This window comes from Flavobacterium piscisymbiosum (genome assembly GCF_020905295.1).
In the GTDB taxonomy this organism is placed as follows: Bacteria; Bacteroidota; Bacteroidia; order Flavobacteriales; family Flavobacteriaceae; genus Flavobacterium; species Flavobacterium piscisymbiosum.
In genome coordinates this window covers 1,003,493-1,029,233 of record NZ_JAJJMM010000001.1, presented here as the reverse complement: position 1 = coordinate 1,029,233, position 25,741 = coordinate 1,003,493, and the positions used below count along the sequence as shown (strand labels likewise).

Annotated in this window: 27 protein-coding genes; 19 read left to right on the top strand and 8 right to left on the bottom strand. The window is 33.9% G+C overall.

Features of this window, described 5'->3' with window-relative positions; translation table 11 throughout:
• Nucleotides 1-68: 68 nt before the first annotated feature.
• The 7 genes from LNP81_RS04695 to proC all read left to right on the top strand — a co-directional run bounded on the left by LNP81_RS04695 (nucleotide 69) and on the right by proC (nucleotide 6,234).
• On the top strand, nucleotides 69-1,850 hold the full coding sequence (locus LNP81_RS04695; protein ID WP_230033794.1) for a tetratricopeptide repeat protein: 1,782 nt from the start codon (nucleotides 69-71) through the stop codon (nucleotides 1,848-1,850).
• A 142-nt stretch (nucleotides 1,851-1,992) separates the two neighbouring features.
• Nucleotides 1,993-2,304 (top strand): DUF4286 family protein, encoded by a 312-nt coding sequence (locus tag LNP81_RS04690; protein WP_230033793.1) that lies wholly within the window; start codon nucleotides 1,993-1,995, stop codon nucleotides 2,302-2,304.
• Nucleotides 2,305-2,340: 36 nt separating this feature from the next.
• Entirely contained in the window at nucleotides 2,341-2,526 is a 186-nt protein-coding gene (locus LNP81_RS04685; protein ID WP_065451942.1) for a hypothetical protein, read from the top strand.
• Between the two features lies 1 nt (nucleotide 2,527).
• The gene (locus LNP81_RS04680) at nucleotides 2,528-3,004 is read left to right on the top strand and encodes a nucleotidyl transferase AbiEii/AbiGii toxin family protein (protein ID WP_230033792.1); all 477 of its coding nucleotides are present in this window, start codon (nucleotides 2,528-2,530) and stop codon (nucleotides 3,002-3,004) included.
• A 121-nt stretch (nucleotides 3,005-3,125) separates the two neighbouring features.
• The gene (rsmA, locus tag LNP81_RS04675; RefSeq protein WP_230033791.1) at nucleotides 3,126-3,905 is read left to right on the top strand and encodes a 16S rRNA (adenine(1518)-N(6)/adenine(1519)-N(6))-dimethyltransferase RsmA; all 780 of its coding nucleotides are present in this window, start codon (nucleotides 3,126-3,128) and stop codon (nucleotides 3,903-3,905) included.
• Entirely contained in the window at nucleotides 3,895-5,301 is a 1,407-nt protein-coding gene (mgtE, locus tag LNP81_RS04670) for a magnesium transporter (protein ID WP_089353730.1), read from the top strand. Before rsmA ends, mgtE begins: the two co-directional genes overlap by 11 nt.
• Nucleotides 5,302-5,457: 156 nt before the next feature.
• A complete protein-coding gene (gene proC, locus LNP81_RS04665) occupies nucleotides 5,458-6,234 on the top strand; it encodes a pyrroline-5-carboxylate reductase (RefSeq protein WP_089353729.1) in 777 nt (258 codons plus the stop codon).
• Nucleotides 6,235-6,449: 215 nt separating this feature from the next.
• On the opposite strand, the gene LNP81_RS04660 is transcribed toward proC, so the two are convergent.
• Genes LNP81_RS04660 through nhaA form a run of 3 tightly spaced genes read right to left on the bottom strand, consistent with a single transcriptional unit; the run spans nucleotide 6,450 to nucleotide 8,604 of the window.
• The gene (locus LNP81_RS04660; protein ID WP_230033790.1) at nucleotides 6,450-6,869 is read right to left on the bottom strand and encodes a c-type cytochrome; all 420 of its coding nucleotides are present in this window, start codon (nucleotides 6,867-6,869) and stop codon (nucleotides 6,450-6,452) included.
• Between the two features lie 42 nt (nucleotides 6,870-6,911).
• Nucleotides 6,912-7,454: a hypothetical protein gene (locus LNP81_RS04655; RefSeq protein WP_230033789.1), complete on the bottom strand. Its 543-nt coding sequence runs from the start codon at nucleotides 7,452-7,454 to the stop codon at nucleotides 6,912-6,914.
• Nucleotides 7,455-7,458: 4 nt separating this feature from the next.
• Nucleotides 7,459-8,604: a Na+/H+ antiporter NhaA gene (gene nhaA / locus LNP81_RS04650; RefSeq protein ID WP_230033787.1), complete on the bottom strand. Its 1,146-nt coding sequence runs from the start codon at nucleotides 8,602-8,604 to the stop codon at nucleotides 7,459-7,461.
• A gap of 193 nt (nucleotides 8,605-8,797) precedes the next feature.
• Between nhaA and LNP81_RS04645 the strand changes: the two genes are divergently transcribed.
• From LNP81_RS04645 to LNP81_RS04625, 5 genes are all read left to right on the top strand, one after another.
• Entirely contained in the window at nucleotides 8,798-9,745 is a 948-nt protein-coding gene (locus LNP81_RS04645) for a 2-hydroxyacid dehydrogenase (protein ID WP_230033785.1), read from the top strand.
• Between the two features lie 181 nt (nucleotides 9,746-9,926).
• A complete protein-coding gene (locus LNP81_RS04640) occupies nucleotides 9,927-10,307 on the top strand; it encodes a DUF4234 domain-containing protein (RefSeq protein WP_230033783.1) in 381 nt (126 codons plus the stop codon).
• The gene (locus LNP81_RS04635) at nucleotides 10,282-10,746 is read left to right on the top strand and encodes a DUF2752 domain-containing protein (protein ID WP_230033781.1); all 465 of its coding nucleotides are present in this window, start codon (nucleotides 10,282-10,284) and stop codon (nucleotides 10,744-10,746) included. Before LNP81_RS04640 ends, LNP81_RS04635 begins: the two co-directional genes overlap by 26 nt.
• A 190-nt stretch (nucleotides 10,747-10,936) precedes the next feature.
• Nucleotides 10,937-11,197 (top strand): TM2 domain-containing protein, encoded by a 261-nt coding sequence (locus LNP81_RS04630; RefSeq protein WP_230033779.1) that lies wholly within the window; start codon nucleotides 10,937-10,939, stop codon nucleotides 11,195-11,197.
• A 249-nt stretch (nucleotides 11,198-11,446) separates the two neighbouring features.
• On the top strand, nucleotides 11,447-12,547 hold the full coding sequence (locus LNP81_RS04625) for a suppressor of fused domain protein (RefSeq protein ID WP_230033777.1): 1,101 nt from the start codon (nucleotides 11,447-11,449) through the stop codon (nucleotides 12,545-12,547).
• 93 nt (nucleotides 12,548-12,640) lie between these two features.
• Here the strand turns inward: LNP81_RS04625 and LNP81_RS04620 are convergent, their stop codons facing one another.
• Nucleotides 12,641-14,443: a GNAT family N-acyltransferase gene (locus tag LNP81_RS04620; RefSeq protein WP_230033775.1), complete on the bottom strand. Its 1,803-nt coding sequence runs from the start codon at nucleotides 14,441-14,443 to the stop codon at nucleotides 12,641-12,643.
• A gap of 118 nt (nucleotides 14,444-14,561) precedes the next feature.
• On the opposite strand from LNP81_RS04620, the gene LNP81_RS04615 reads away from it, so the two are divergent.
• The 5 genes from LNP81_RS04615 (at nucleotide 14,562) to LNP81_RS04595 (ending at nucleotide 18,313) form a co-directional block, all read left to right on the top strand.
• Nucleotides 14,562-15,323, top strand: a complete 762-nt coding sequence (locus tag LNP81_RS04615) for an exodeoxyribonuclease III (RefSeq protein ID WP_230033773.1) — start codon at nucleotides 14,562-14,564, stop codon at nucleotides 15,321-15,323.
• Nucleotides 15,324-15,447: 124 nt separating this feature from the next.
• Entirely contained in the window at nucleotides 15,448-16,392 is a 945-nt protein-coding gene (locus tag LNP81_RS04610) for an OmpA/MotB family protein (protein WP_230033771.1), read from the top strand.
• 119 nt (nucleotides 16,393-16,511) lie between these two features.
• On the top strand, nucleotides 16,512-16,763 hold the full coding sequence (locus tag LNP81_RS04605; RefSeq protein ID WP_072957136.1) for a hypothetical protein: 252 nt from the start codon (nucleotides 16,512-16,514) through the stop codon (nucleotides 16,761-16,763).
• Entirely contained in the window at nucleotides 16,756-17,055 is a 300-nt protein-coding gene (locus LNP81_RS04600; protein ID WP_230033769.1) for a type II toxin-antitoxin system RelE/ParE family toxin, read from the top strand. The genes LNP81_RS04605 and LNP81_RS04600 overlap by 8 nt, the downstream gene beginning before the upstream one ends.
• Nucleotides 17,056-17,275: 220 nt before the next feature.
• Nucleotides 17,276-18,313, top strand: coding sequence for an aldo/keto reductase (locus tag LNP81_RS04595; RefSeq protein ID WP_168199924.1), 1,038 nt, complete (start codon nucleotides 17,276-17,278; stop codon nucleotides 18,311-18,313).
• Between the two features lie 89 nt (nucleotides 18,314-18,402).
• On the opposite strand, the gene LNP81_RS04590 is transcribed toward LNP81_RS04595, so the two are convergent.
• The 4 genes from LNP81_RS04590 to LNP81_RS04575 form a co-directional block, all read right to left on the bottom strand.
• A complete protein-coding gene (locus LNP81_RS04590; RefSeq protein WP_230033767.1) occupies nucleotides 18,403-20,043 on the bottom strand; it encodes a DUF4139 domain-containing protein in 1,641 nt (546 codons plus the stop codon).
• Between the two features lie 67 nt (nucleotides 20,044-20,110).
• The gene (locus tag LNP81_RS04585; RefSeq protein ID WP_230033765.1) at nucleotides 20,111-20,734 is read right to left on the bottom strand and encodes a murein L,D-transpeptidase catalytic domain-containing protein; all 624 of its coding nucleotides are present in this window, start codon (nucleotides 20,732-20,734) and stop codon (nucleotides 20,111-20,113) included.
• Nucleotides 20,735-20,748: 14 nt separating this feature from the next.
• Nucleotides 20,749-21,909 carry a vWA domain-containing protein gene (locus LNP81_RS04580; RefSeq protein ID WP_230033763.1) on the bottom strand — a complete coding sequence of 387 codons (1,161 nt, stop codon included), beginning with the start codon at nucleotides 21,907-21,909 and terminating at the stop codon, nucleotides 20,749-20,751.
• A 111-nt stretch (nucleotides 21,910-22,020) separates the two neighbouring features.
• Nucleotides 22,021-22,983, bottom strand: coding sequence for an SIMPL domain-containing protein (locus LNP81_RS04575; protein WP_230033761.1), 963 nt, complete (start codon nucleotides 22,981-22,983; stop codon nucleotides 22,021-22,023).
• 146 nt (nucleotides 22,984-23,129) lie between these two features.
• Between LNP81_RS04575 and LNP81_RS04570 the strand changes: the two genes are divergently transcribed.
• Both LNP81_RS04570 and LNP81_RS04565 read left to right on the top strand, forming a co-directional pair.
• Nucleotides 23,130-24,953, top strand: a complete 1,824-nt coding sequence (locus tag LNP81_RS04570) for a tetratricopeptide repeat-containing sensor histidine kinase (protein WP_230033760.1) — start codon at nucleotides 23,130-23,132, stop codon at nucleotides 24,951-24,953.
• Complete coding sequence (locus tag LNP81_RS04565; RefSeq protein ID WP_230033758.1) at nucleotides 24,950-25,699, top strand: LytR/AlgR family response regulator transcription factor; 750 nt, start codon at nucleotides 24,950-24,952, stop codon at nucleotides 25,697-25,699. The genes LNP81_RS04570 and LNP81_RS04565 overlap by 4 nt, the downstream gene beginning before the upstream one ends.
• The last annotated feature ends 42 nt before the right edge of the window (nucleotides 25,700-25,741 follow it).

Here is a 25,741-nt window from a genome sequence, read left to right as displayed (position 1 = left end):
GGCAGTTTACATTGAATTGCACTGAGACTGAAAACTGAGACTGAAAACTGAAAAAAAAAGACTGAATTATGAAAAACATCTTTATTTATATCGTTTTACTATGGTCTGCTTTTGCTTTTTCGCAAAATGAGCAATTGGCTCAATATTACTACGATAAAGGTGATTTCGAAAAAGCTAAAATCAGTTATGAAGAGTTGCTGAAAATTTCGCCATCTAATACCCAATATTTTTTAAGAACGATCGATTGTTACCAGCAATTACAACAATTTGATTTGGCTCAAAAAGTTATTCAGGAACGATATAACAGATACAAACAAGGCGTTTTTTTAGTAGAATTGGGTTATAACTATCAATTGCAGAAAAACGAGGCTAAAGCCAAAGATTACTACGAGCAGGCTATAGAAAAAATCAAAACAAGTCCGAATGATGTTTACGGAATTGGGAATTCTTTCGAGAAAAAAGTATTGTTGGAATATGCCTTAAAAGCGTATCAAACGGCAATGCAGATTCAGCCCAATTATAATTTCAATTTTCAGATTGGGATGTTGTACGGGCAGTTAGGAAAGACCGATCAAATGATTGATCTTCTATTGACCGAATCGTATAATAATCCGCAAAACGCCAATTTAATACAAACGCAATTATCCCGTTTCATGAATGGTGAAACCGATAATACGGCTTTTAAAGATGCCATGCGTAAAGCATTAATCCTGAGGACTCAAAAAGATCAGGACGTTTTCTGGAATCATTATCTGAGTTGGTTTTATGTGCAGCAAAAAGAATTCGGGAAAGCCTTTATTCAGGAAAAAGCGATTTACAAACGCGAACCGGAATCACTTTCGAGTATTGTCAATCTAAGTCAGTTTGCTTTGAATGAAGATGACACCGATACAGCTACAGAAATTCTGAATTTTATTCTTTTAAATACCAAAGATTTAGACTTATTGATTCAGACCAATTCGTATTTAATGCAAATTAAAATCGATAAAGCACAGGAAAAAGACTATCCAAATATCAATACAGAGTTACAACAATTGCTTGCAACCTATGAAATAACTCCTTTTACCTTATCTTTGCAAATAATTCAGGCGCATTTCCTGGCTTTTAATCTCAAAAAGACTGAAGAAGCAAAGGCAATTGTTAAAAAAGCGCTGGAATTAAATTTGAATGATTATCAAAAAGCAGATGCGAAGATGGAGTTGGCAGACATCTTGCTTTTAGAAGAAAAGTTCAATCAGGCGCTGATTTATTATTCGCAAATTCAGTTGGATTTAAAGAATGATGTCATGGCGCACGAAGCCAGTTTAAAAGCGGCAAAAACAAGTTATTACAAAGGCGATTTTGAATGGGCTTTGAAACAATTTAAGGAGCTGAAAGCAGCAAATACGCAGTTGATTGCCAATGACGCTCTTGAATATTTTTTATTGATTAATGATAATACGGTTGCTGATTCGACACAAACGGCATTAAAACAATTTGCAAAAGGTGATTTTTTAATCTATCAGAATAAGAAACCGGAAGCAATTGCTCAGTTTCAGAGTATTTTAAAAGCCTTTAAAGGACAAGAAATAGAAGCTGTAACATTGTTGCGTTTAGGTAAAATTTATGAAAGTCAAAAAGATTTTAATTCGGCTTTAAGCCAATATCAACAAATCATTGACAATCATAGTGACGGAATTTATGTAGATGAAGCGCTATTTTTTTCAGCAGAAATTTACAACGACGAATTAAAAGATACAGAAAAGGCAAAACCTTTATATGAAAAGGTAATTTTTAATCATCAGGACAGTATTTACTTTGTTGATGCCAGAAAAAAATACCGAGAGTTGAGAGGAGATAAGAATTTGTAGAATTAAATTCCAAAAAAAGCAAATTCCAAATTCCAATAGATAGAGAATTAGTAATATGATGATTTGTAAAGATTTTAGTGGTCAACAGTAAAAAAAAACTCAGAACCTTAGAGCCTTAGAATCTCAGAACCTTAAAAAAAAAATGATTATTTACAACGTTACTACCAATATACACGAGAGCGTTCATGACCAATGGTTAAAATGGATGCAGGAAAAACACATACCGGAAATTCTGGCTACACAAAAGTTCTCTTCTGCAAGAATTGTTAGGGTTTTGATAGAAGAAGAAATGGGAGGGATTACCTATTCTGTTCAATATGTTACAGATAGCAAAGAAACTTTAGATCAATATTATATCGAAGATGAGCCGGCTTTTCATCAGGAAGCCTTGTCTTTATTTGCTGATAAAATGCTTTCTTTCAGAACAGAGTTGGAAGTGATTTCGGAGCATTAAAATCTAAGTTTTCAGTCTCAGTAAAAATAGAAAATTATGGAAATTAGATTTCAAACTAAAGAAGAAAGTAATAAGCAACAGCAAGAAGATTTTTTGAAGTTGTCTAAAGTTGAAAGATTTTATAGTTTTTTACGCTTAAGTGAGAGAATAAGCAGATTTCCTGTGAAGAATAAAGTAGACAAAAACAAAGACAATTTTATAATTGTTATAAAATCAAAATAGAATGTCAAAGCTTTGGGATCAGAATATTGATGAATTTATTGCATTAGCCGCCAAACATAATGTCCGAATGCTTATGGTGGGTGGTGGAGCTGTAAATTTTCATGGATATCAGAGACACTCAGCAGATGTAGATTTTTGGATAGAAACGACCGATGAAAATTTTAAGAAGTTGGTGCTTGTTTTTAATGAGATGGGATATGAAATTGATGATTTTCCTGAAAATGTAAAACAACAACAACAAAATATATCAATAAAATTTTCTCCTGTTGATTTAGATTTAGAACTAATTACTAAATTCTCAGTAAATAAAACTTTTGAGGAAGCTTATAACGATAGTGAAGAAACAACAGTTAATGGCAAAATATTTTTAAAATGGAATGTACTGTCTTTAGAGGATTTGATCACAAGTAAAATTAAAGCAAATAGAGCAAAGGATTTATTAGATATTCAACAGTTACGAGAAATTAATAAAAAATAAAACTTTGTGACTTAGCGCCTTTGTGGCAAATCTCACAAAACAAAAATAAAAATAATACTTTGTGTCTTAGCGTCTTCGTGGCAAAAATACCTTAGTGCCTTTGTGGCTAATAAAAAAGAAAATGGAAAAAGTAAAAGCCAAAAAACATTTAGGACAACACTTCCTGAAAGACGAAAGTATCGCCAAAGCAATTGCAGATACTTTAAGCTTAAAAGGATATGATGAGGTTTTAGAAATAGGACCGGGGATGGGTGTGTTGACTAAGTATTTGCTTGACAAACCAATTAACACGCATGTGATCGAGATTGATGGAGAATCTGTGGTGTATTTGGGCGAAAATTATCCAAAACTAAAAGATAAAATTATCTCTCAGGATTTCCTGAAATACAATATAAACGAGGTTTACGAAAATAAACAATTCGCTATTATTGGGAATTTTCCCTATAACATTTCTACGCAAATCGTTTTTAGAACTTTAGAATTCAAACATCAGATTCCGGAATTTTCGGGGATGTTTCAAAAAGAAGTAGCTGAAAGGATATGCGAGAAAAAAGGCTCAAAAGCGTACGGAATCTTATCTGTATTAGCCCAGGCTTTCTATGATACTGAGTATCTGTTTACGGTAGATGAAAACGTTTTTATTCCTCCGCCCAAGGTCAAGTCGGGTGTGATGAAAATGACCCGAAAGGAAGATTATAGCCTTCCGTGTGGAGAAAAGTTGTTTTTTACGGTTGTAAAAACTGCTTTTCAGCAAAGACGAAAAACATTACGTAACAGTTTGAAAACATTAAATTTATCAGATGAATTGCGATTAGACACTATCTTTGATAAGCGTCCGGAGCAATTAAGCGTGGAGGAATTTATTGTTTTGACTCAAAAAATAGAAGCCGATGGAGTTTAAAATCAGCAAAGAGCTAATTAAAGAAATAGCTCAACTCATTCAAGCTAAAAACAACAAAGAGCTGGAGGTTTTATTAAATGACATGCACCATGCCGATTTCGCTGAAATCCTTGATGAAATTGACATTGATGAAGCCACTTATATATTTAAGGTTTTAGATAGCGAAAAAACAGCCGAAATTCTTTTGGAATTGGAGGATGATTTACGTGAACAAATCTTAAACCGACTTTCGCCTAAAGAAATCGCCGAAGAGCTTGATGAATTGGAAACCAATGATGCAGCAGATATTATTGGGGAACTTTCGAAAGACAGAAAAGCCGAAGTAATCTCTGAACTTCAGGACGTAGAACACGCAAAAGGAATCGTTGATTTATTGCGTTACGACGAGGATACTGCCGGAGGTATCATGCACAAAGAGTTGGTGAAAGTCAACGAAAACTGGAACGTACTTACTTGCGTGAAAGAAATGCGTATTCAGGCCGAAAATGTTTCCAGAGTACACTCTATTTATGTTGTTGATGATGAAAACAGACTTAAAGGGAGATTATCGCTTAAAGATTTATTGACAACTTCTACTAAAACACAGATTTCTGATATTTATATTAGAAAATTATACCATGTAAACGTTGAAACACCTGATGTTGAGGTAGCTCGAATGATGGATAAGTACGATCTGGAAGCTATTCCTGTCGTAGATGAGTTAGGACGTTTAGTAGGTCGTATTACAATTGACGATATTATTGATGTCATCAAAGATGAGATTGAAAAAAGAGATACTGAAGACATTCAGAAATTCGGGGGACTTGAAGCATTAGAATTACCATACGTTCAAACACGTTTGGGTGAGATGGTAAAAAAGAGAGCAACCTGGCTTGTCGTTTTATTTATCGGAGAAATGTTTACAGCTTCGGCAATGGGATTTTTTGAAGGGGAAATTGAGAAAGCAGTCGTTTTGGCCTTATTTGTTCCGCTTATTATTTCGAGTGGAGGAAATTCAGGTTCACAGGCAGCGACATTGATCATTCGTGCCATGGCGTTGAAAGAACTTACGCTTAAAGACTGGTGGTATGTAATGAAAAAAGAAATTGCTTCTGGTTTTCTATTAGGAGCGATTTTAGGTATTGTTGGTTTTATCAGGATCATGGTTTGGCAGCAAACCGGACTTTATGAATATGGAGAACATTGGTTGGCGATAGGAGCAACGGTTTCACTTTCGTTAGTGTTTATCGTTTTATGGGGAACACTTTCAGGATCTATGATACCCTTTTTATTAAAAAGACTTAAACTTGATCCCGCAACTTCATCAGCACCGTTTGTGGCTACTTTAGTCGACGTAACAGGATTGGTGATCTATTTTACGATAGCTTCTTTATTATTAAAAGGGAAGTTGTTATAAGAATAGAATATAATGGCCAGAATGATTTTTGACTTTTAGATTTTTGCCACAAATTGATAGATTGCAGTGATTTAAAATCTGTATAATCTGCGTAATTTACACGTCGAAAAATGGGCTATTAAGCTACCAGAAAAATAATTCAAAAAACCAACCAGAATGAAAGTACACATCATAGGAGGAGGAAATCTAGGGGTTTCTATTGCCTTAGGAATTGCGAAGTTCTCAAAAAACAATCAGGTTACTGTAACGAGAAGAAATACGGCTAGTATTCAATATTTATCTGAATACGGAATCACAGTTTCATCAGATAATAAACATAATATTCAGGAAGCAGATGTAGTAATTTTAACCATAAAACCGTATCAGGTTGATGTTGTTTTAGCTGAAATTTTATCAGCAATTCCGGGGAAAACTATTGCTTCGGCAGTGAGTGGTTTGTCTTTGGATATGCTTCAGGAAAAAACAAAGAATGAATATCCGGTAATCCGAATCATGCCAAATATTGCGGCACAGTTTGGCGAATCGGCAACTTGTATTTCTTTCCCTGAAAAGGACAGAGAAAAAGCATTGCCAATCGTTGATTTATTTCAGGATTTAGGAACTGCTCCCGTTATCGATGAAAAATTAATGGATGCAGCAACAGTTCTTGGTGCATGCGGAACCGCTTATGCTTTAAGATATATTCGCGCCTCGATGCAAGCCGGAATCGAAATAGGATTTGATTCTCAAACCGCATTAGCAATCGCGGCACAAACCGTAAAAGGAGCGGCAAAAATGTTATTAGAAGAAAAAGTACATCCGGAACAATTAATCGACCGTGTAACAACGCCACAAGGCTGCACAATTGTAGGATTGAACGAAATGGAACATAATGGTTTCAGTTCATCTTTGATAAAAGGTATTAAGACTTCTTTGAAACAGATCAAAGGTTAGATAATATTAAATTCCAATATTTTAAAAATTCCAAATTCCAATTTTAGTTGGGGTTTGGGATTTTTTGTTTTCGTACAGTTTGTCATCCTTGACGGAGGAAGGATCGCACACGCAACTCGACAAAGATTGGAGAATTACTATGGGGAGCTTCTTGTGCGATCCTTCCTCCGTCAGCATTGTAGAAATTTGGGATTTGGGATTTTTATTTTTAGAATTTAATAACGTGTTCTTGAACAATAATCTATTATTAATGCAAGATTTTCTTCATTTACAAAATCTTTAAACATCGTTCTGTGATAATCTAATCCTAATTTCTCAATTTTAGTACTGTCAATTTTGTAGTTTTTACCAATCATCCATTTTGTAATTACAAGTGAATCTATGTTGCGAAGTGCTGGTCCGGTACTTCTTGCGTCTAGTTTGTGACACGCTGCGCAATTCGAATTTAAAATCTCTCTTCCTTTTGTTTCATTTTCTGTTAAGTCAGGATTTGAAGTTCCACAAAAGAAAACAGGATCTGGGGAGCAAATTAAATAAGTTGGAGCGATGTATGTTTTTATTTGATATAATATTAGACCAATAAGTATAGTAATTAGTGTTATTGAATAAAGTAAAATGCGTCTAATCTTATTCATATTTGGGGATAGTTGGAATTTGGAATTTCAAAAGATTGGAATTTATTTCTTAATCAGCTGTATATACTTCCTCCCGCATTCTGAAAGCTTAGTATAAGAATTCATAGCGTTCCCATAATTCTGAATTGTCAGCGTATCTTTGGTGTAGCTCGCGCCAATTCCAACAGGGATTTCTAATTGTTGAGAATTTGCTTCTGAATCAGCTATAGAATCATTTTCTTCTTCACGGCTAATATCGCCCTCATATTCATCCCATTGTATGCCTTCTAAAACGATAATTTTTTCTCCGGATTCGTTAGTAAAGAAATTGGCGATACCTTTTATTTTTCGAAGTTTTGTTTTTAGAAAATAAGTATAGCCGCTTTTTCCTTTTTTTATTTCAACCGAAATATTGCATTCATCACTATTGTCGGATTCCGGATGTGTTTCATATAAACCTTCAATAGATTCTTCATCTGTGTTTGTTTGAAGTAAAATTTTTGACTTAGAAGCATCTTTTTCAACTGCAGGTTTTGGTTTGTTGTTGCATGCTGAAATTAATAATCCGAGAAATAATACGTAAACAATCTTAGATGTCGAGTGCATAAAATTAAAGAGTTTTCTTTCTTGTCAGTATATATTTTAAGTAAACAAATCCAATTATTCCCGAAAGTACAGAGGCGATGAGGATCGCGATCTTAGAAAAAACAATTATTTCAGGATCTTTAAAAGCTAAAATGGTAATGAAGATTGACATTGTAAAACCAATTCCGCCTAACATTCCAGCGCCTAAAATATGCGCCCATTTTAAGTTTTTTGGCAAAGCACATAAACCGGCACTTACACCAATCGAAGAAAAAAGTATAATTCCAAGAGGTTTTCCAACTACTAAACCTAAAATAATACCATACGTGTTAGGATGATTCAGTCCCTGATGCCAATCTGATTCAATAGCAATGCAAGTGTTTGCAATAGCAAATAAGGGCAGAATTACAAAAGCAACGGGTTTATGTAAAAAGTGCTGTAATTTATACGAAGAAGATTTTTCTCCGCCATCACCAAACGGAATTACAAATGCCAGAATAACACCGGTAATGGTAGCGTGAACTCCCGAATTAAGCATGAAGTACCACATCACAATTCCTCCAATTAAATAAGGAATCAGATTGTGAATTTTCATTCGATTCAAAATAAACAAGAAAACCCAAATTCCTAAAGCAATGGCAAGATTTACAAATGCAATTGAGGTGGTGTAAAATATAGCAATAACGATAATAGCGCCCAGATCATCAATAACCGCCAAAGCTGTTAAAAATACTTTTAGAGACGATGGAACTTTTTTGCCTAATAGCGATAAAATACCAATTGCAAAAGCAATATCGGTTGCCATAGGAATTCCTGCTCCGTTTTGTGTAGCAGTTCCAAAATTTAAAGCCAGGAATATTGCCGCTGGAACTAACATTCCGCCAAAAGCCGCCATAATTGGCAATGAAGCATTTTTTATGCTCGATAATTCTCCGTGATAAATTTCTCGTTCCAGTTCTAGGCCTATCAATAAAAAGAAAATAGCCATTAAGCCGTCGTTGATCCAGTGTGTGATCGAATGCCCGCCTAAATCTTTTTCCCAAAAAGCAATATATTCAGTTTGGAAAGGGGAGTTGGCAAGGTAAAGTGATATAATCGTAACAAATAGTAAGAGCAATCCTCCTGATTTTTCGTTGTCAAAAAAGGCTTTAAAAGTCTTGGTTAGTTTCATTGCGGAGGTTTCTGAAGATTTAGAAAGAAATAGATTCAGCCAGGTTTGGTGAATCTTATATTTTCAAAGTTAAAAAAAAATCTTGCCAATAAAAAATTGACAATTAATTGTTTCCTTATAAATGACTAATATTCTCTATTTATAAGTGATCAAATAGCTGTATTTTTACACTTTATTACCTAATATTTTATTCATGAGCATAAAAATTCTGCATATCGACAGTAATAACCCAATTCTTTGGCAACAACTAGAAGAAGCGGGTTTTGAAAACCACGCCGATTTTAAATCTTCGAAAGAAGAAATCGAGGCCAAAATTCAGGATTATAACGGAATCGTAATTCGAAGCCGTTTTAAAATTGATAAAACCTTTCTGGATAAAGCTACCAGTTTACAGTTTATTGCCAGAGTTGGCGCGGGTTTAGAAAGTATAGATTGTGAATATTCCGAAACAAAAGGAATTCATTTAATTGCTGCTCCGGAAGGTAATCGCAACGCTGTTGCAGAACATTCATTGGGCGTAATATTGTCTTTATTTAATAATTTGAATCAGGCCGACGCCGAAATTAAAGCCGGACAATGGAATCGTGAAAGTAATCGCGGCCACGAATTAGATGGCAAAACGGTAGGGATTATTGGTTATGGAAACATGGGAAAAGCTTTCGCTAAAAAACTTCGCGGTTTTGAGGTTGATGTTATCTTTCATGATATTTTAGAAAATATTGGAGACGAAAATGCCAAACAAGTTTCATTACAAGAATTACAGCAAAAAGCCGATGTTTTGAGTTTACATCTTCCGTGGACTCCTGAAACAGACAAAATAGTAAACAGTGATTTTATAAATGCATTTGCAAAGCCATTTTGGATCATAAATACTTCACGTGGTAAAAACATCGTCACAGCAGATTTGGTCGAAGCAATGAAGTCTAAAAAGATTTTGGGTGCAGGATTAGATGTTTTAGAATATGAGAAATTATCTTTCGAAACCTTGTTTCAGGATAAAAATACTCCCGAAGCTTTTCAATATCTTCTAGAAGCTAAAAATGCTTTGTTGACTCCCCATATTGCTGGTTGGACATTTGAAAGTCATGAGCGCCTGGCGCAGGTAATTGTCGATAAAATTAAGGCTGTTTACTCAAAATAAGCTCAGTAGAGAGAAGCAGATTTTCTTTATATAGCTTTTAGAATTTTATAACGAGTTTTTTCTGTACAATTTGGGTGGATAATTAGTTTTTAAAGTTAATTTTTAATAATATTGTTTCTAAATAAGGAGAAGCCGAAAATCCGAAGAGTAGGAACTAACCAATTAATTTTAATAAATAAAAATGGAAAACAATTTTCAAGAGACGTCTAATGATTTTAACGAAATCCCAGTATTTAAAGTAGATCCAATTATGGTATTAATTTTTGGATTTTTAACTTGTGGTTTATATTTAATTTATTGGAATATTAAAGTTGCAGAGGTTTTTAATGCTGTAGCCAAAAGAGAAGTTATTTCGCAGCCTATTGCAATTTTTGCAGGATGTTGTATGCCGGTAAATATTTATTTTTATTATTTAGCTGGTAAAGATGCGTTGCCAAAAGTTTATGAAAAAACTGGTGAGCTTCAAAAAGATCAGTCTACTTTATTAATTGTTTTAGGTCTTTTCTTTCCTATGGCAGCAGCAATGATTGTACAAGGTGATATCAACAGATTATACAAATAATAGCAGAGTAAAGCGTAAAGTTTACGGAATTATCGGTGCAGCAATTACACTGATAATTCCGTTTTTCTTAATGCTTAACAACCACAATGACCATTTAGAAACAGATCAGTCGTTTTGTCCCTTTAAAATGGTTACCGGATTTCCTTGTCCGGGTTGTGGTATAACAAAATCGTTAGTGTATTTTTATCAGGGAGATATTTATAAAAGTGTTAGTTACCACATTTTAGGACCTTTTGTTATTCTATTTTGCTGGCTGACCATTATTATATTAACCACAGAAATCATTACCAAAAAAGAATATTTTAAAGGAATTCTATACAATCGAAAATTAGCCTATAATATGGCTTATTTTCTGGCCTTTTATCATTTGATACGGTTAGTATTATTTGTTAGGAATAATTCCTTTGATGATATCTTACATCAGTCGATTTGGTTTTAAAATATTAAGTTCCCATTTGTGAAAGCAAATGGGATTTTTTTTAGAAAAAAATGTCCTTTTATGACATATTAAAAACTTTTTGTGATCTGTTGATTGTTTGGCAGGTTTGTATTATTGCAAACTTTTTGAAAGGTTTTTTGTAAAAATAAAAAACACTTTAAAGAGCTCAAATAATTTTAATATTAAGAAGATGGAAAGTACAAAATTGGATGCTGGAAAAGTGGAAAATAAAAAAGTTACTGCTGGGATTTTAGGGATTTTGCTAGGTGCGTTTGGCGCACACAAATTTTATTTAGGTTATCAAAAGGAAGGGATTATTCAGCTTGTAGTTAGTGTAGTGACTTGTGGCTTAGGTGGAATGGTTGGATTTGTTGAAGGAATTATTTATTTGACAAAACCTGACGATGAGTTTTATCAAACTTACCAAGTAGGAAAAAAACCTTGGTTCTAAATTATTAATCCCATTTTAAATGGGATTTTTTTTGACTTAGCGTGAACATTAAGCGTTTGTCTTAGAACGTGATCGTATAGCTAATCAAAATTTAAAAGGAAATGTTAAATTGTTTTCTCATAAGTTTTAGAGATGAGTTCGTGCCAACTGAAATTAAAAAGCATTATTTTAGTTTAAAATTAATATTGTTTTTAGATAAAAAACGTTGCTTAAGTGTAATTTTAATCTTGAAATAATAAATATAGAAACATGGGATTATTTAGTAGAAACAATAATAAAATTGAAAAACCTAAGGTTATTCTTGAACTAAGAAGTCCTGGCTGTCCAATAACTGCAATTGTAGAACAGGATAATAGAACTGCCTACTTTTATCTGTTTGGGGATAATGAAGATTTTGGTACAAAAAGCTGCTGGATTAGAAATTTAAGTGCAGCGCCAAATGAAATAGAGACAGCATTGATGGAAAAAGGTGTTCCTCCTATGTTAACCAAAGAGTTTTGCAAATTTCCGGAAGGACAGGAAAAACTGAATGCTAATACTTTGGAAATTGTTTGGCTGGAAGAAGGAGATGGAGCGGCGTTATTAGAAAACGGAGAAATTTTATGTGTCATTCCTAGTTGGGGAGGTAATGGCGGGTTTTACGGATACGCTCGCGATTGTAAAGGAACAGGTGATTTTGCGTGGGAACTTTCAGAAGATAATGAAATGCGCACGCGTGTTAAGCAATCAGCCGAATTTTTGAAATCATGGGATGAAGAAATGAATCCTTTTAGAATTCTGCAGCCGGAAATTTTAGATTATTACGATGAAATATTCGGTAAAAGTGAAAAATATTTTGCAATTGATAATGCAGAATGGCCCCCAAAAGGCCTTTATGTAAATCAAGGTGAAGAAAAAGTTGTTTTTGCAACAGTAGCAGTATCATTGCGACCACAGCCCAAAATAGAGATGTATTTTGAAAATACAAGTGATGTTAATAGAATAGAACTTGGAGTTATTGTAAAGTCTGCATTGAATAACGATCAGGTAAATAAAATTGGGGGCTCTATAAGCGGGATAACAGCTATACCTTGGGATTTTGTTACTTTTTTAGCAGAAGGCCATACTGTAGAGTTTCAAACTGGAGTTAATGAAAAATTTAATTTTGGTATACTTACCAATAAGCTCAAAGTGCTGCCAGAAGTTCAATTGCCCCAATATAGAGAATCAAATACTACTTTTTTATGGATAGTTCCAATATCAAATAAAGAAAGAACAGAAATGATAGAATCCGGAGTTGAGGGTGTGCTTGATAAATTAGATCGTATTGGAGAAGAAATATTTAATTTAAATCGGGAAGAAGTTGTTTAAAGTAAACAGCAACAAGCAAATAAAGTATTAAAATAAAAAAAAACTCATAAGCCGCAGCTTATGAGTTTTTTTATTTTATATCAAATTTTGTAATTAATCTTCTTTCTCAGATAATTTACGTTCCAATTCTATCTGAAACTCTTCGATAACAGGTTTCATAGTACTTTCAGGAATATCTGCGATTCTTATGTACATCAAACCATCTACGGCATTGTTGAACAAAGGATCGACGTTAAAAGCTACAACACGTGCATTTTGCTTGATGTATTTTTTAATTAAAACCGGCAAACGTAAATTTCCAGGTTCTAGTTCGTCAATGATTTTATCGAATTTGTTTAAGTCAGATTCTGCTTCATCAAAGATGAAATCTTTATCAGCATCTTTTAGTTTTACCTTATACGCTTTCTTCGGGTGAATGTATTGCGCAATATAAGGATCATAATAATTCGACTTCATAAACTCAATCATAAGTGATTTCGAAAAGTCAGAGAATTGATTACTGATACTTACTCCGCCCAATAAATATTTATGTTCAGGATAACGTAATGTAGTATGAATAATACCTTTCCATAAAAGGAACAAAGGCATTGGTTTTTGCTGATATTCCTTTATGATAAACGCACGACCCATTTCGATCGACTTGTGCATCATATCATGCAATTCAGGTTCGAATCTAAATAAATCATTCAAGTAAAAACCTTCAATTCCGTATTTAGGGTAAATTTCAGAACCCAATCCCATACGATAGGCACCGGCAATTTTTTTGGTTTCATCATCCCATAAAAACATATGGTGATAATATTGGTCGAATTTGTCTAAATCAATAGATTCATTAGTTCCTTCACCTACTTCACGAAAAGTGATTTCGCGCAAACGGCCAATTTCGTGCAGAATATTCGGAATAGATTTTGCTCTTGCAAAAAATACTTCGTAATTTTTACTCTGCAACAAACGGCAATCACTGTTTCTTAACGCGTTTACTTCGTTAATCATTTCTAGTTCGTTTGCAGGCGTAACGATTTTTTTAGGTGCTTTTGGTATTTTTAAACTTGCAGTGTCCAGTAATTTATGGTCCTTTTCGAAAGGATTGGCAAGCATATAAGTCTTCTTTCTCAGGAATTCAGAGTAATCTTCAAACGATTCAAACTCGTTTTGTTCGTTTACAGAAATTGGTTTTCCAATACGAACTTTAATTACACGATCTTTCTGCGTAAGCAATTCCGATGGTAATTTGGCAGTTCTTAAGGTATCATCAATTTTAGAAAGCCAATAAAATAATCGGCTGTTTTTTGCGTGAAAATAAATCGGTACAACCGGAACTTTGGCTTTTCTAATCAATTTTAGAGCGCCTTCTTCCCAAGGTTTATCCACAACTAATTTTCCATCTCTGTAGGTCGAAACTTCCCCGGCAGGGAAAATTCCCAACGGTTTTCCATCACTTAAATGACGCAAAGTTTCTTTAATCCCAACTACGCTCGATTTAGCATCCCTATGATTCTCAAAAGGATTAACCGGCATAATGTATTTTTTTAGCGGAACAATTCGGTGTAATAAAAAGTTGGCGATAATCTTGAAATTTGGTTCTCTTTCGAGCATTAATTTCAATAATAAAATACCATCAATTCCTCCAAGCGGGTGATTTGAAATGGTAATATAAGCGCCATCTTTAGGTAAACGTTTTAAATCTTCTTCCGGAATTTCAAACTTAATTTGCAATTCATCCAATACTCCGTTTAAAAACGCAACGTCTTCTAAATGTTTATTATGATCGTAAATTTTATTAAGGGTAGAAATTTTAAGGACCTTCATAAGAATCCAGCCTGAAAAAGTACCAAGAACTCCGTACTTCTCAACATTTATTGCCTTTGCAACTTCTTTCGCGGTAACTAAACCCATGTACTATTTTTAATTTATTAGAGCAGCGAACAAAGATAACAAAAAAGTCTACTTTTCGCTGTTTCAAACACAAACTTTCCACTTTTTTATTACATTTGGAATCCTTAAAAAAACACTGATGAAAATTATTTCTTATAATGTAAACGGAATACGCGCCGCAATAACTAAAGGCTTTATCGAATGGTTACGAAATGCCAACCCTGATGTTATTTGTCTTCAGGAAATAAAAGCCACCGAAGAACAAATTCCGGTCGATTTAATAAAAGATGCCGGTTATCCGTATCAATACTATTATCCCGCTACCAAAAAAGGTTACAGCGGAGTAGCTATTTTATCCAAAACAAAACCCAATAATGTAGTTTACGGAACCGGAATTCAGCACATGGATTTTGAAGGACGTAACCTTCGTGCCGATTTCGACGATTGTTCTGTAATGAGTCTCTACCTTCCGTCGGGAACAAATATTGAAAGATTAGATCATAAATTTATGTTTATGGATGACTTTCAAACTTATATTAACGAGCTAAAGCTAACAATACCTAATTTAATTATTTGTGGCGATTACAACATTTGCCACGAAGCCATTGATATTCACGATCCCGTTCGTAACAAAACCGTTTCTGGATTTTTACCTGCAGAACGTGCCTGGCTTGATGGCTTTATGAAATCAGGTTTTGTCGACAGTTTCCGTCATTTCAATAAAGATCCGCATCATTATTCATGGTGGAGTTACCGCGCCGGAGCCAGAGGAAATAACAAAGGCTGGCGTATCGATTATAATTTAGTAAGCGACTCTTTACAGCACAGATTAAAACGTGCCGTAATTCTTCCGGACGCCGTACATTCAGATCATTGCCCGGTTTTAGTCGAAATCGAGTAAAGTTTGGTACTGTTCTTGTTGAGAGAATAGCGAGTTAAAAATTCAATATTAATATTGTTATTGATATTGAATTTTGACATTGTTGATTATTAATGCTCCCCAAAAATAAAAACCAAAAAGTAATATGATTAAAAAGGCCTCCATCGGATTACTAGTTCTAGCTATGTCTATGACTTCATGCGTATCCAAGAAAATTTACAACGATCTTGAAACAAAATATTCAGATCTTAAAAAAGAAAACCGTTCAATCGCAGATCAAAATGCCGATTTACAAAAATCAAAAAATCAGTTAGAATTAGAACGTGATAATCTAACCAAAGATCTAAATGCAACCAAAGACGAATTGGCAAAACAAAAAGCCGATTTGGCTGCAGCACAAAACAAATTCAAAGTTTTGCAGGATTCATACAATGCATTAGAGAAAAACAGCAACGATGCATTAGAGAAAAACATGGCTAAAAACCGTGAATTGTTAGCTCAATTAGAAGCAAAATCAAAAAAACTTGCCGAAGAACAAGCGAGTCTTGATAAAACAGCAAGTCGTTTGAATGAACTTGAAGCAATGATTGCTGCAAAAGAAGAAGCAATGCGCAAACTAAAAGAAACTTTATCTAAAGCCTTAAACGGTTTTGAAGGTAAAGGTTTGACTGTGGAACAAAAAAACGGAAAAGTATATGTTTCTATGGAGAACAAATTACTTTTTAATTCAGGTAGCTGGGCCGTTGGAACCGAAGGTAGAAAAGCAGTTGTAGAATTAGGAAAAGTATTAGGAGACAATCCCGATCTTTCGGTTCTTATCGAAGGTCATACAGATGATGATCCGTATGCAGGTTCAGGACCAATTGCAAACAACTGGGATTTATCGACTAAACGAGCTACGGCAATTGTAAATATTTTAAGCGAAAACGCTAAAATAAACAAACAAAAACTAACAGCAGCAGGGCGCAGCGAGTTTTCTCCGCTAGCGAGTAATGCTACCCCGGAAGGAAAAGCTAAAAACCGTAGAATCGAAATCATCTTAACACCAAGATTAGATGAAATCGCTGATATGTTGAATAGTATTAATTAAGTTGCTAAGATTCTAAGGGACTAAGTTGCTAAGATTTTATAAGGGCTCAGAGTTTTGAACTTTGGGCCTTTTTTGATTTTATATTTTTGTAACTTTGAAACTCTAAAAAAGCTATAATTATGGGACTTCCAGAATTAAAAGATAAAATACGTCATCAATTAGATCTTGCTGATGAAAGAGTATTAAGAATTGTTTCTTCTGTGTTTGATAACTATTTAAATGAAGTGGTTTCATATGATGCGCAGGGGAATCCTTTAACTTTATCTGAATATAATAATAAAGTTGAGGAAGGATTGAATGATGTAAAATACAATCGAATAATTTCAAAAGAAGATTTATCGAAAGAAATGCAAGATTGGGATAATGAGTAATAGTAAACTTGTAGTTTTTTGGACTAAGATTGCGAAAGAAGATTTAAAAGATATTTATATTTCATTGAAGAAAGTGGTCTCTAAAGAAAAAGCAATTCAAATTAGAGATGAATTGTTTAATTGTACAAATAGTATTTTATTTGCTGAACAATTTCAGGTAGATGAATATAGATTTGATTGCCGACGAATTATCATTAGAAATTATAAAGTATTATATCAGATTAAAGAAAACTCAATTTTTGTAATTAGGGTTTTTAATTCGTTTCAAAATCCTTTGAAAAGCTTAAAATAACAGAAGGTTCAAAGTTTTACTTTGAACCTTTTTTGTTTATCAAAAATAAAACTTAGTGACTTAGAATCTTAGCAACTCAGAACCTTAAAAAAAACCTTATCCTTTTTTTAACTTTTGTACAATTTTCATTTGAAAAATCCCGTCGTATCTTTGAGTTTTATAATTCAAAAGCTGTAAACTTAGAATCTTAGTCACTCAGCAACTTAGCAACTCAAAAGAAATGAAATATACCACACTACCCAACACCGACATAAAAGTTAGTAAAATAAACCTCGGAACAATGACTTTCGGGCAGCAAAATACTGAAGCAGAAGGACATCAACAAATGGATTATGCACTCGAAAGAGGAATTAACTTTTTTGATACTGCCGAAATGTATTCAGTTCCTGCAAACGAAAGCACTTACGGAAGTACCGAGAAAATTATAGGAACCTGGTTCAAGAAAACAGGAAATCGCGAAAAAGTGGTTTTGGCCTCTAAAATTGCGGGTCCAAATCCTAATTTTACTTATATGCGTGAGAAAGTAGATTTCTCTCCGGAAAGTATTAAATACGCATTAGAAAATAGCTTAAAACGTCTTCAGACAGATTATATCGATTTGTACCAAATGCATTGGCCGGAGCGACCAACTAATTATTTCGGACAACGCGGTTTTAAAGATCACGATGCTGAATGGGAAGATAATTTTAGAGAAACCCTCGAAACTTTTGATGGATTAATCAAAGAAGGAAAAATAAAACACATTGGGGTTTCTAACGAAAATGCCTGGGGAATGATGCGTCTGCTGGAAGAAAGCAAATACCACAATTTGCCAAGAATCAAAACCGTTCAAAATCCGTATAATTTATTAAATCGTCTTTTTGAAGTAGGTTCTGCCGAAGTTTCAAAATATGAAAATGTAGGTTTGCTGGCTTATTCTCCTTTGGCTTTTGGAGTTTTAACAGGTAAGTTTTTAACCGGAGAAGCACATCCAAACGCAAGAATCAATCTTTTCCCGCAGTACACACGTTACAATAGTGATCAATGTTTGCAAGCGACAAGATTGTATCAGGAAATTGCTAAAAAACACGGCCTGACATTGACAGAATTGGCATTAGGATTTGTTTTGCAACAACCGTTTTTAACGAGCGCGATTATTGGTGCAACCACAATGGAACAATTAAAAGAAAACATCGACACAATTGATGTCTTTTTATCGAAAGAAATCTTAACCGAAATAGCGGGAGTTCAGGCGATAATTCCTGATCCGGCTCCTTAATTAGAGTTTTAGATTAAACACAAATTCCACTAATAAACACAGATTAATCCGTGAAAATTAGTGGAATTTGTGTTTCAATTCGGTTTTTTTTATAAATTCAAATTCTGGTCTTTTGGATATCTGACTTTATAACTAATTCTGAATTTCTTGTTTTCATTTGGTTTTAGCTGCAATTGCCAGGTCAAAATTCCGGTTTCTGTATTCACTTTTGCACCGTCACTTTGCAGTAATTCTACCTCTATTTCTTTATTGGTACTTAACGGATATTGATCTTTCAATAACAATTCGACCGCTTCTTTTTTATTATTTCTTACTGTGATATCAAAAGTAAAAGTCTGTTCTTTCTTGGCAGATAAAAACTTAGTTCCTGATTTATCAGCCACTTTTTCTCGCTTAATCGAAACCTTTTTATCACGTCCCATGCTCAGATTCAAAGTATCGCTCGTTTGGTTCGGTTCTATAAAAGTTTTACCAACATACATGCCTTCAAAAATAATATTGGCTTCACCTCTTAGTAAATTATACTTACTGTAATCTGCAATTTCAGCTAACAGAAAAGCTTCGTTTTCTACTCTTGGTGCAGCATAATATTTATAAGATGCAGGTAATTTTATTTCTTTTAAAGAAACGCTATGAACTTTCCCGTTCGATAAAATATCGTAAGGAATATCAATATCAAACGAAACATTCAATTGATTTTCTTCGACAGTTGTATAACTTGAAACAGATGATTTTTTTATTACAGGTGCCGTTACAACAACTTCCTTCAATTCGTTGCTCTCTACAGCAAGTCCTGCAACTCGTCCTTGTAATTGATTCATTTTATTTCTTTGCGATCCATAACCATTTTGAGCAAAACTATTGTCTCTCAAAAACCACGAACTTAATATTGGTGCCTGATTGTTTTGATTTGGCATTCCGCTTGACAAAGTAAGTTTTACTTTTTTCCAGTCGATTCCGGTATTCTGAACAACCTGAGCTTTGTACATCATATTAATTGGCGCTGTAACACTTTCGGCACGTAAGTCATAAAACGGAGTCCACGAAGCATTATTTGTTAAGTATGAAATGTCTAAGGGAACGATTCCTGCAACTTCATTCATAACCTGAACAATTAATTTACCTGATGAAGTTTTTTCTTCTTTGTTAGCATTAATTTCCAGTTTGCTTTGTAATTTATACAGTAATTCGTTTAATTTTTGCTGTTTATCAGAAAGCGTATTAATGTTGTTGGCAATCTCGATTTGCTTATTTTTATAATAATCCACCATTTTCATTAATTCGGTTACGTTCAAACCTGAGTTTACTCCCGAAATCTGTTGGTTTTTATCTAAAAGCTGTATCGTTTTGTTTTCTGAATTAATCGTATTATTCACTTTCTGAATTTCCTTCTGAACCAAAACTATACTGTCTCTTACTATTTTTAGTGCAGGCGATTTAGAATCTGTTTCGTATTCTGAAATATAATTATTGGTAAATTGAACCGAAAGAACTGTTACGCCAGATGGTGCGCCAATTTGCACAGAATTTTCATTTAAATTCACCGCGACATTTTTGATTACAATTTCGCTCGCACCAGCTGGAAGTGTTGCGGTTGCAGTTTGAGATAATTCGGCGGCATTAAAATATACTGTTGCTGATTTTACTTTGGCAGTAGTGAAAATTGGTTTTTGTGCCAATACAAACGTGCTTATTAGCAATAAGAGCAATGTGGTTTGTTTTTTAATCATGAGTTTATAATTTAAAGTGTTATTATAAAAGTATAGATAACAAAAATTGCCCTAAGGTTGGTTTAACTTAATAATAAATTACTAAAATGATTTTCTTTTTAGAATTATCAATCTTTTTTTCGATTACGCCAAAAAACTTTTCGTTGACCATTGGGCATCCCAAACTATTGCAAATAGGATTCATTTGCTCTTCAAAAGGAACATCAACATATTTGTGAAGTACTATATTTCGGTCGAAAGCATTACTGTTTGTCTTGTCTAAACCGTAGAGTTTATAGGCTTTGCCAAATCTTCCGGAATAGGAACCGCCAACGGCATATTTTCCTAAAGAACTGCAATTCGAATTTTTGACATTGCTAAATTTTAGCTTTCCGTAAGTTCCTGTTTCAGATCCCGAACCATGTCCGACCAAACCTTTATGGAGTATTTTGTTGTGTTTTAAATCGTAAATAAAAAACCGGTTTTTTCCAGATTCAATCTTCATGTCTAAAAAGAAAACAACATCTGAATTGTATTTAGGCGTTTTCCCCAAAAAACTCCTGATTTCAGTGATCTCACTTTTTAGTTTCTCTTCGTAGGAATAAACCGGTTTTGAATTTTTAATACTTATCGATTCTTCTTTCTTGTTCATACATGCAAAACTCAGACCAAAAATACTGGACAGCAGCAAAAGGAAGATTTTCTTTTTCATGTTTACCGATTGGTTTATTTCTCCACCGTATAACCTTTCACTTTTGCAAAACCAACAATCGATGTGTTGATGGCATTTCCCAGATCATCTTGTTTCTTGGTTTTCTTCGTTTCAGTATCAATAAATTGCTGACGTTTTTTGCCCAATTCACCAATTTCTTTCTGGATTGTGGCTCTTTCTTTCGTTTTTTGCTCGACAATTGTTTTGATTTCAGCCTCAGATTTATTCTGAAGTTCTGCCGGTAATTCTTCTTTTTTAATTTTAGAAATAGCGGTGTTGTCCTCTTTTACTTTGTCTACCAAATCCCAGCTTTCATTTTTATAAACCGCTTTTGATTTGCTTACCGCACGTTCAGCATAATTTGAGGCAGAAACTTTTTGTGCATTTTTATCCTGAGTTTCCTGATTCATTTTTTTTGCAGAACCTTTGGCACCATAACTAATATAAGTTTTGTTGATTTTTTCATTACATTTTGTAATTTCATCATCATATGGCGTGGCAATGTATCGCACAGATTCATTAGAATCGATATTAAAATATTTCCCTTTTCCGTAATCGGCACCATTTTTCCATAGTTCGCGTATGCCTTGTGCTTTGTCTCCGCAATAAATAGTATTCACATAAATGCCATTTTTTAAAGCATCGCTAATCGCTTCTTTATAATTAATTCCGCCCTGATTGAACTCTTCGTTTCCGGCAATATAAATCAGCTTCATATTGTTGTCGTCTTTCGCCCATTTTAGTTTTTTGGTCGCATCCTGAATTACAGCGCCGCAATATTCGCTGCCTCCATTAGTACTTAGAGCAAATAGTTTTTCTGAAATCAAATCCAAATCTGTCGAAAGAGGCGCTATTTGTCGTATGTAATTCGATTTTTGAGATAATCCGTCATTTCCATATTCGTATAAAGCAATTTCGATATCAGGCGTTTTTCCGTCATATTTTAAAGTGGTCAGCGTATTTACAATGTTCCAAAGTCTGGATTTTGCCTGATCTATCAAACCATCCATACTGCCGGAAGTGTCCAGTAAAAGTGCTACTTGTATTTTGGTATTTTCTGTTACTATTGGTTTTTCGATTACAGTATTCTTTTTAGAATTTGCATTCGAAGAATTGCAGCTTGCAAAAGAAATTGCAGTGGCTAAAAGGGCTGAGATAAATAGGTTTGATTTCATGATTTCGAGTTTTTAATTGTTGATTACAGATCAAACTTAAAAACTTAAAGACCTCGTTTTTTACAGAAAGGGTGAAATGGTATTTTGACTTGGTGAAACGATTCTGTCAGATTAGTTTTGTTTCGTTGTATTCGTATTCAGGGTTTTTAAATCGCCGTTTGGAGTCACCAGAATAAATTCCTTATCTGTTTTTGAAGCCGGTTTCTTTTCTCTGTTAATCGCAATTTTAATTTCATATTGTATTTGAATAACAGGTTCTAAAACCGTTGAGTTAATTACAAAATCAAAATCTTTATTAAATACCGGCTGGTAATAAAGTGTAACCGATTTAGTAACCTGATTAATGTTTGCCGCTTTTTTTAAGTTTAAAGAAGAACTATTGTACGCCTCATATGATTTATACATTTCTATGGGTACATTTATAATGAAATCATCGGTAATTTTTTTCTCAGTATTTATAAATGTTTCTCCAAGCAATTCCTGATAGTTTTTTAATTTTTCCTGAACAAGAAGTTTTGCTTTCATCATCATTTCTTTTTTGATGGTTTCTAATGCATTAGAAAAATAATCAACCTTCACCAGATCGTATATTTCATAATTGGATAAAATCGCAATAAATTCATTCAACTGATTGGGATCATCGAATTTGATATGAATGTTTTTCTTCAATTCAAATCCTGCGGGAACTTCATTATAAGTCTTGCGATTAAACACTTTTTTTTCTGTTTCATATTCGTAAACCGGAACAAAAGAAATCATGTCAACAAAAGTTTCCACTCCTTTTTTAAGTTTAATTTCATTTAGAGACTGCATAATTCTTTGGTCCATTAATTCATTCACTTCTTTAGTGGTTTTACCATTTTGAGTGATGCTAAAAATGGCTGTATACGCGTCTGCCTTAACATTTGCAAGCCCTTTCACACTTACAAGAATGTCATTGTTTGAAGGAAAATTTATATCAATTGCCGTATTGTTATAAGATTCCTGATCGCGATAATTGATATTTCCTGAAGCCTGTCCCATTATAAACGTAGAAAATAATGCTGTTGATGCTGTAAAGAATAGTTTTTTCATGATTGTAATTTTTATATTGATGCCAAATGTATTGAATGAAAAAACGTACTTTTGGAAGAATGGGTCAACGGGTCTTTTGACTTGGTGAAAAATATAGGATAGGAATTTGAAATTAGGTTACTTTACATTTTCAAAACAATTTATTTGTGAAACGTCATTGGTTAATTAGTTTTAGTGTGCTTTGTATAGTGCTATTGTTTCCGCAACGAACAATTGCGCAGGCAATGCCTGTGCCAAAAGCGGAAAAAAGCAAGCAGGTGAAAATTAGTAAGGCGGCTGAAGATTTATCGGTTTCATTGGATGAAAACGATGAATCGAAAATTGCCGTGAACTATGAAAAATTGGCCAACGAATTTTTAAATAATGGTGATAATGCCAAAGCCGAGGAATATTTTAAAAGAGCATTAAACAGTTACACCAAACTAAAACGGACTGAAGATAAAACCCGTGTAACGCGCAGTTTGGCCAAAGTACAGGAGAATCAAAAAAACTTTAATTCGGCGATTAAAAATTACGAAGTTGCGGGCTCATTATCTAAAGATGTTGCCGAAGAAAAGATCAACTTAAACGACGCTAACCGACTTAAAAACCAATCAAATCCTGCCAGTCAGACCAATTATGTAGATTCGAATATCGAATTGCTGAAAAAGGAAAAGAAAAGCCAAGAAGTTACAGAAGCGTATGTTCAGAAAGCCCAAAATTCATTAGACTTAAAAGATAAAAGCGTTGCAATAGAAAGTTATAAAAATGCACTCGCTTACGCAAAAGATAAACCGGAATCTGTAATTAAGATTAAAAATGAAATTGCGAATGTTTATGCCTCAGACAATCAGTTTGAAAAGGCAATCGGGATCAACGAAAAACTCTTGGCCGAAGCCGTAACCAAACAAGATTTTAATACCCAAATCAAACAATTGCAATCGCTGGCAACGCTTTATTTTAAAAAAGAAGAACCAAAGAAAGCATTGGTTTCATTGAAAGAAGCGTATGATTTGGCGTCTAAAAAAGGAAATTCGGCGGAAGCCAAAAATACTTTATCTGCCCTCGCAAAGTATTATAAATCTAATGGGAATGAAAAAGAAAGTATGGCGCTTTACGAGCAATTTTTTCAAAATTTTGATGAGTTGATTCAATCTGATACGACTTTGATTAATGCGAAAACTTTCCAGGTTACAGAAGGAAAGATACGTCAGCTCGAAAAAGAAAAATCATTAAAAGATGAATTAATTACCAAGAAAAACACCTTCAACTACTTTCTTTTAGGATCAATTTTATTGCTTTTGCTTTTGTTTGCCTTTATTGTAAAAGCGCTTTATGCTATTAAAACCAAGAATAAAGAAATCGCTTTGCAATCGTTGCGACGCGAGATGAATCCGCATTTTATTTTTAATAGTTTAAATAGTGTCAATCAGTTTATTTCTGAAAATAAAGAACTGGAAGCCAATAAATACCTGACTTCGTATTCGAATTTGATGAGGAATATGATGGAAAACTCGAATAAAGATTTTATTTCGCTGGATAAGGAAGTCGAACAATTAAAAAAATACCTGGATCTGGAACATTTGCGTTTTCAGGATAAGTTCGATTTTGAAATTACAGTTGATGAAACTCTGGATGCAGAAAGGGTTTTTGTCCCCAATATGATTATCCAGCCACATCTTGAAAATGCGATTTGGCACGGTTTGCGTTATCTCGACAAAAAGGGATTTCTTAAACTTCAATTCCGGTTTATTGATGGCAAAGTTGTCGTAGTTATCGATGATAACGGAATTGGTTTAACCAAAAGTCAGGAGCTGAAAACGACCAACCAGAAAGTGCATGAATCCCGTGGACTTAATAATACCAATGAACGAATTGGTTTGCTGAATGAATTGTATAAGAAGAATATTGCTTTTGAAATTAAAGAGAAAGCACTGCCGGAATCCGGAACAATTGTTCAGATTGTTTTTCCATTAATTGATAAAATATGATAACTATTCAGAAGATAAAAAGTGTAATTGTCGAAGATGAATTGGCAGCGCGCGAAGTACTCAAAAACTATTTGAGTAAATATTGCCCGCAGGTTGAAGTTGTGGGTGAAGCGCAGAATATAAAAGAAGCTGTTCCGTTGTTGCATGAAATTCGGCCGCAATTGGTTTTTCTGGATGTCGAAATGCCTTTTGGGAATGCTTTTGATGTTCTCGAAGCATGTAAAGATTTACAATTTGAAACCATATTTGTAACCGCTTTTTCTGAATATTCGCTAAAAGCTTTAAACCAAAGTGCCGCTTATTATTTGCTGAAACCCATTAGTATCGAAGAATTGATTGTGGCGGTAAACAAAGTCCAGCATCAAATCATGAATCATGAAATCTTTAACCGAAATAAAATTATCGTTGAGAATTTTCATGAATCAAAACCAGAGAAACAACAGGTAATTTTACCAACGCTCGAAGGTTTTGAAGTGGTAAAAATGGAAGAAATTGTTCGCTTGCGCGGAAATGGAAATTTTACCGATCTCTATTTGAATAACGGAAGCAAGAAAATGGTCTGCCGATTTTTAAAACACTTTTCAGAGATTTTGCCTTTGCCTTTTATCCGGGTTCATAAATCGCATATCATTAATATGAATTGTGTGAAATCGTATAATAAAGGAGGAATTGTAACGCTAAACGACGGTGCAGAAATCGAAGTGTCGCCCACTTATAAAGAAGATTTTTTAAAGAACTTTAAGTAGTTTTCTAACCGCAAAGTCCGCAAGGTTTTACGCAAGGCGCGC

What these genes read in the sequence shown, in the direction of transcription:
- LNP81_RS04620 (WP_230033775.1), bottom strand. Translation starts at nt 14,443, where the DNA reads ATGGGTTTAGTTACCGCGAAAGAAGTTGCAAAGGCAATAAATGTTGAG.
- LNP81_RS04640 (WP_230033783.1), top strand. Translation starts at nt 9,927, where the DNA reads ATGGAAAACAATTTTCAAGAGACGTCTAATGATTTTAACGAAATCCCA.
- LNP81_RS04610 (WP_230033771.1), top strand. Translation starts at nt 15,448, where the DNA reads ATGATTAAAAAGGCCTCCATCGGATTACTAGTTCTAGCTATGTCTATG.
- LNP81_RS04565 (WP_230033758.1), top strand. Translation starts at nt 24,950, where the DNA reads ATGATAACTATTCAGAAGATAAAAAGTGTAATTGTCGAAGATGAATTG.
- LNP81_RS04585 (WP_230033765.1), bottom strand. Translation starts at nt 20,734, where the DNA reads ATGAAAAAGAAAATCTTCCTTTTGCTGCTGTCCAGTATTTTTGGTCTG.
- LNP81_RS04595 (WP_168199924.1), top strand. Translation starts at nt 17,276, where the DNA reads ATGAAATATACCACACTACCCAACACCGACATAAAAGTTAGTAAAATA.
- nhaA (WP_230033787.1), bottom strand. Translation starts at nt 8,604, where the DNA reads ATGAAACTAACCAAGACTTTTAAAGCCTTTTTTGACAACGAAAAATCA.
- LNP81_RS04590 (WP_230033767.1), bottom strand. Translation starts at nt 20,043, where the DNA reads ATGATTAAAAAACAAACCACATTGCTCTTATTGCTAATAAGCACGTTT.
- LNP81_RS04680 (WP_230033792.1), top strand. Translation starts at nt 2,528, where the DNA reads ATGTCAAAGCTTTGGGATCAGAATATTGATGAATTTATTGCATTAGCC.
- LNP81_RS04600 (WP_230033769.1), top strand. Translation starts at nt 16,756, where the DNA reads ATGAGTAATAGTAAACTTGTAGTTTTTTGGACTAAGATTGCGAAAGAA.
- LNP81_RS04580 (WP_230033763.1), bottom strand. Translation starts at nt 21,909, where the DNA reads ATGAAATCAAACCTATTTATCTCAGCCCTTTTAGCCACTGCAATTTCT.
- LNP81_RS04630 (WP_230033779.1), top strand. Translation starts at nt 10,937, where the DNA reads ATGGAAAGTACAAAATTGGATGCTGGAAAAGTGGAAAATAAAAAAGTT.
- rsmA (WP_230033791.1), top strand. Translation starts at nt 3,126, where the DNA reads ATGGAAAAAGTAAAAGCCAAAAAACATTTAGGACAACACTTCCTGAAA.
- LNP81_RS04645 (WP_230033785.1), top strand. Translation starts at nt 8,798, where the DNA reads ATGAGCATAAAAATTCTGCATATCGACAGTAATAACCCAATTCTTTGG.
- LNP81_RS04575 (WP_230033761.1), bottom strand. Translation starts at nt 22,983, where the DNA reads ATGAAAAAACTATTCTTTACAGCATCAACAGCATTATTTTCTACGTTT.
- LNP81_RS04685 (WP_065451942.1), top strand. Translation starts at nt 2,341, where the DNA reads ATGGAAATTAGATTTCAAACTAAAGAAGAAAGTAATAAGCAACAGCAA.
- proC (WP_089353729.1), top strand. Translation starts at nt 5,458, where the DNA reads ATGAAAGTACACATCATAGGAGGAGGAAATCTAGGGGTTTCTATTGCC.
- mgtE (WP_089353730.1), top strand. Translation starts at nt 3,895, where the DNA reads ATGGAGTTTAAAATCAGCAAAGAGCTAATTAAAGAAATAGCTCAACTC.
- LNP81_RS04655 (WP_230033789.1), bottom strand. Translation starts at nt 7,454, where the DNA reads ATGCACTCGACATCTAAGATTGTTTACGTATTATTTCTCGGATTATTA.
- LNP81_RS04695 (WP_230033794.1), top strand. Translation starts at nt 69, where the DNA reads ATGAAAAACATCTTTATTTATATCGTTTTACTATGGTCTGCTTTTGCT.
- LNP81_RS04615 (WP_230033773.1), top strand. Translation starts at nt 14,562, where the DNA reads ATGAAAATTATTTCTTATAATGTAAACGGAATACGCGCCGCAATAACT.
- LNP81_RS04690 (WP_230033793.1), top strand. Translation starts at nt 1,993, where the DNA reads ATGATTATTTACAACGTTACTACCAATATACACGAGAGCGTTCATGAC.
- LNP81_RS04625 (WP_230033777.1), top strand. Translation starts at nt 11,447, where the DNA reads ATGGGATTATTTAGTAGAAACAATAATAAAATTGAAAAACCTAAGGTT.
- LNP81_RS04605 (WP_072957136.1), top strand. Translation starts at nt 16,512, where the DNA reads ATGGGACTTCCAGAATTAAAAGATAAAATACGTCATCAATTAGATCTT.
- LNP81_RS04660 (WP_230033790.1), bottom strand. Translation starts at nt 6,869, where the DNA reads ATGAATAAGATTAGACGCATTTTACTTTATTCAATAACACTAATTACT.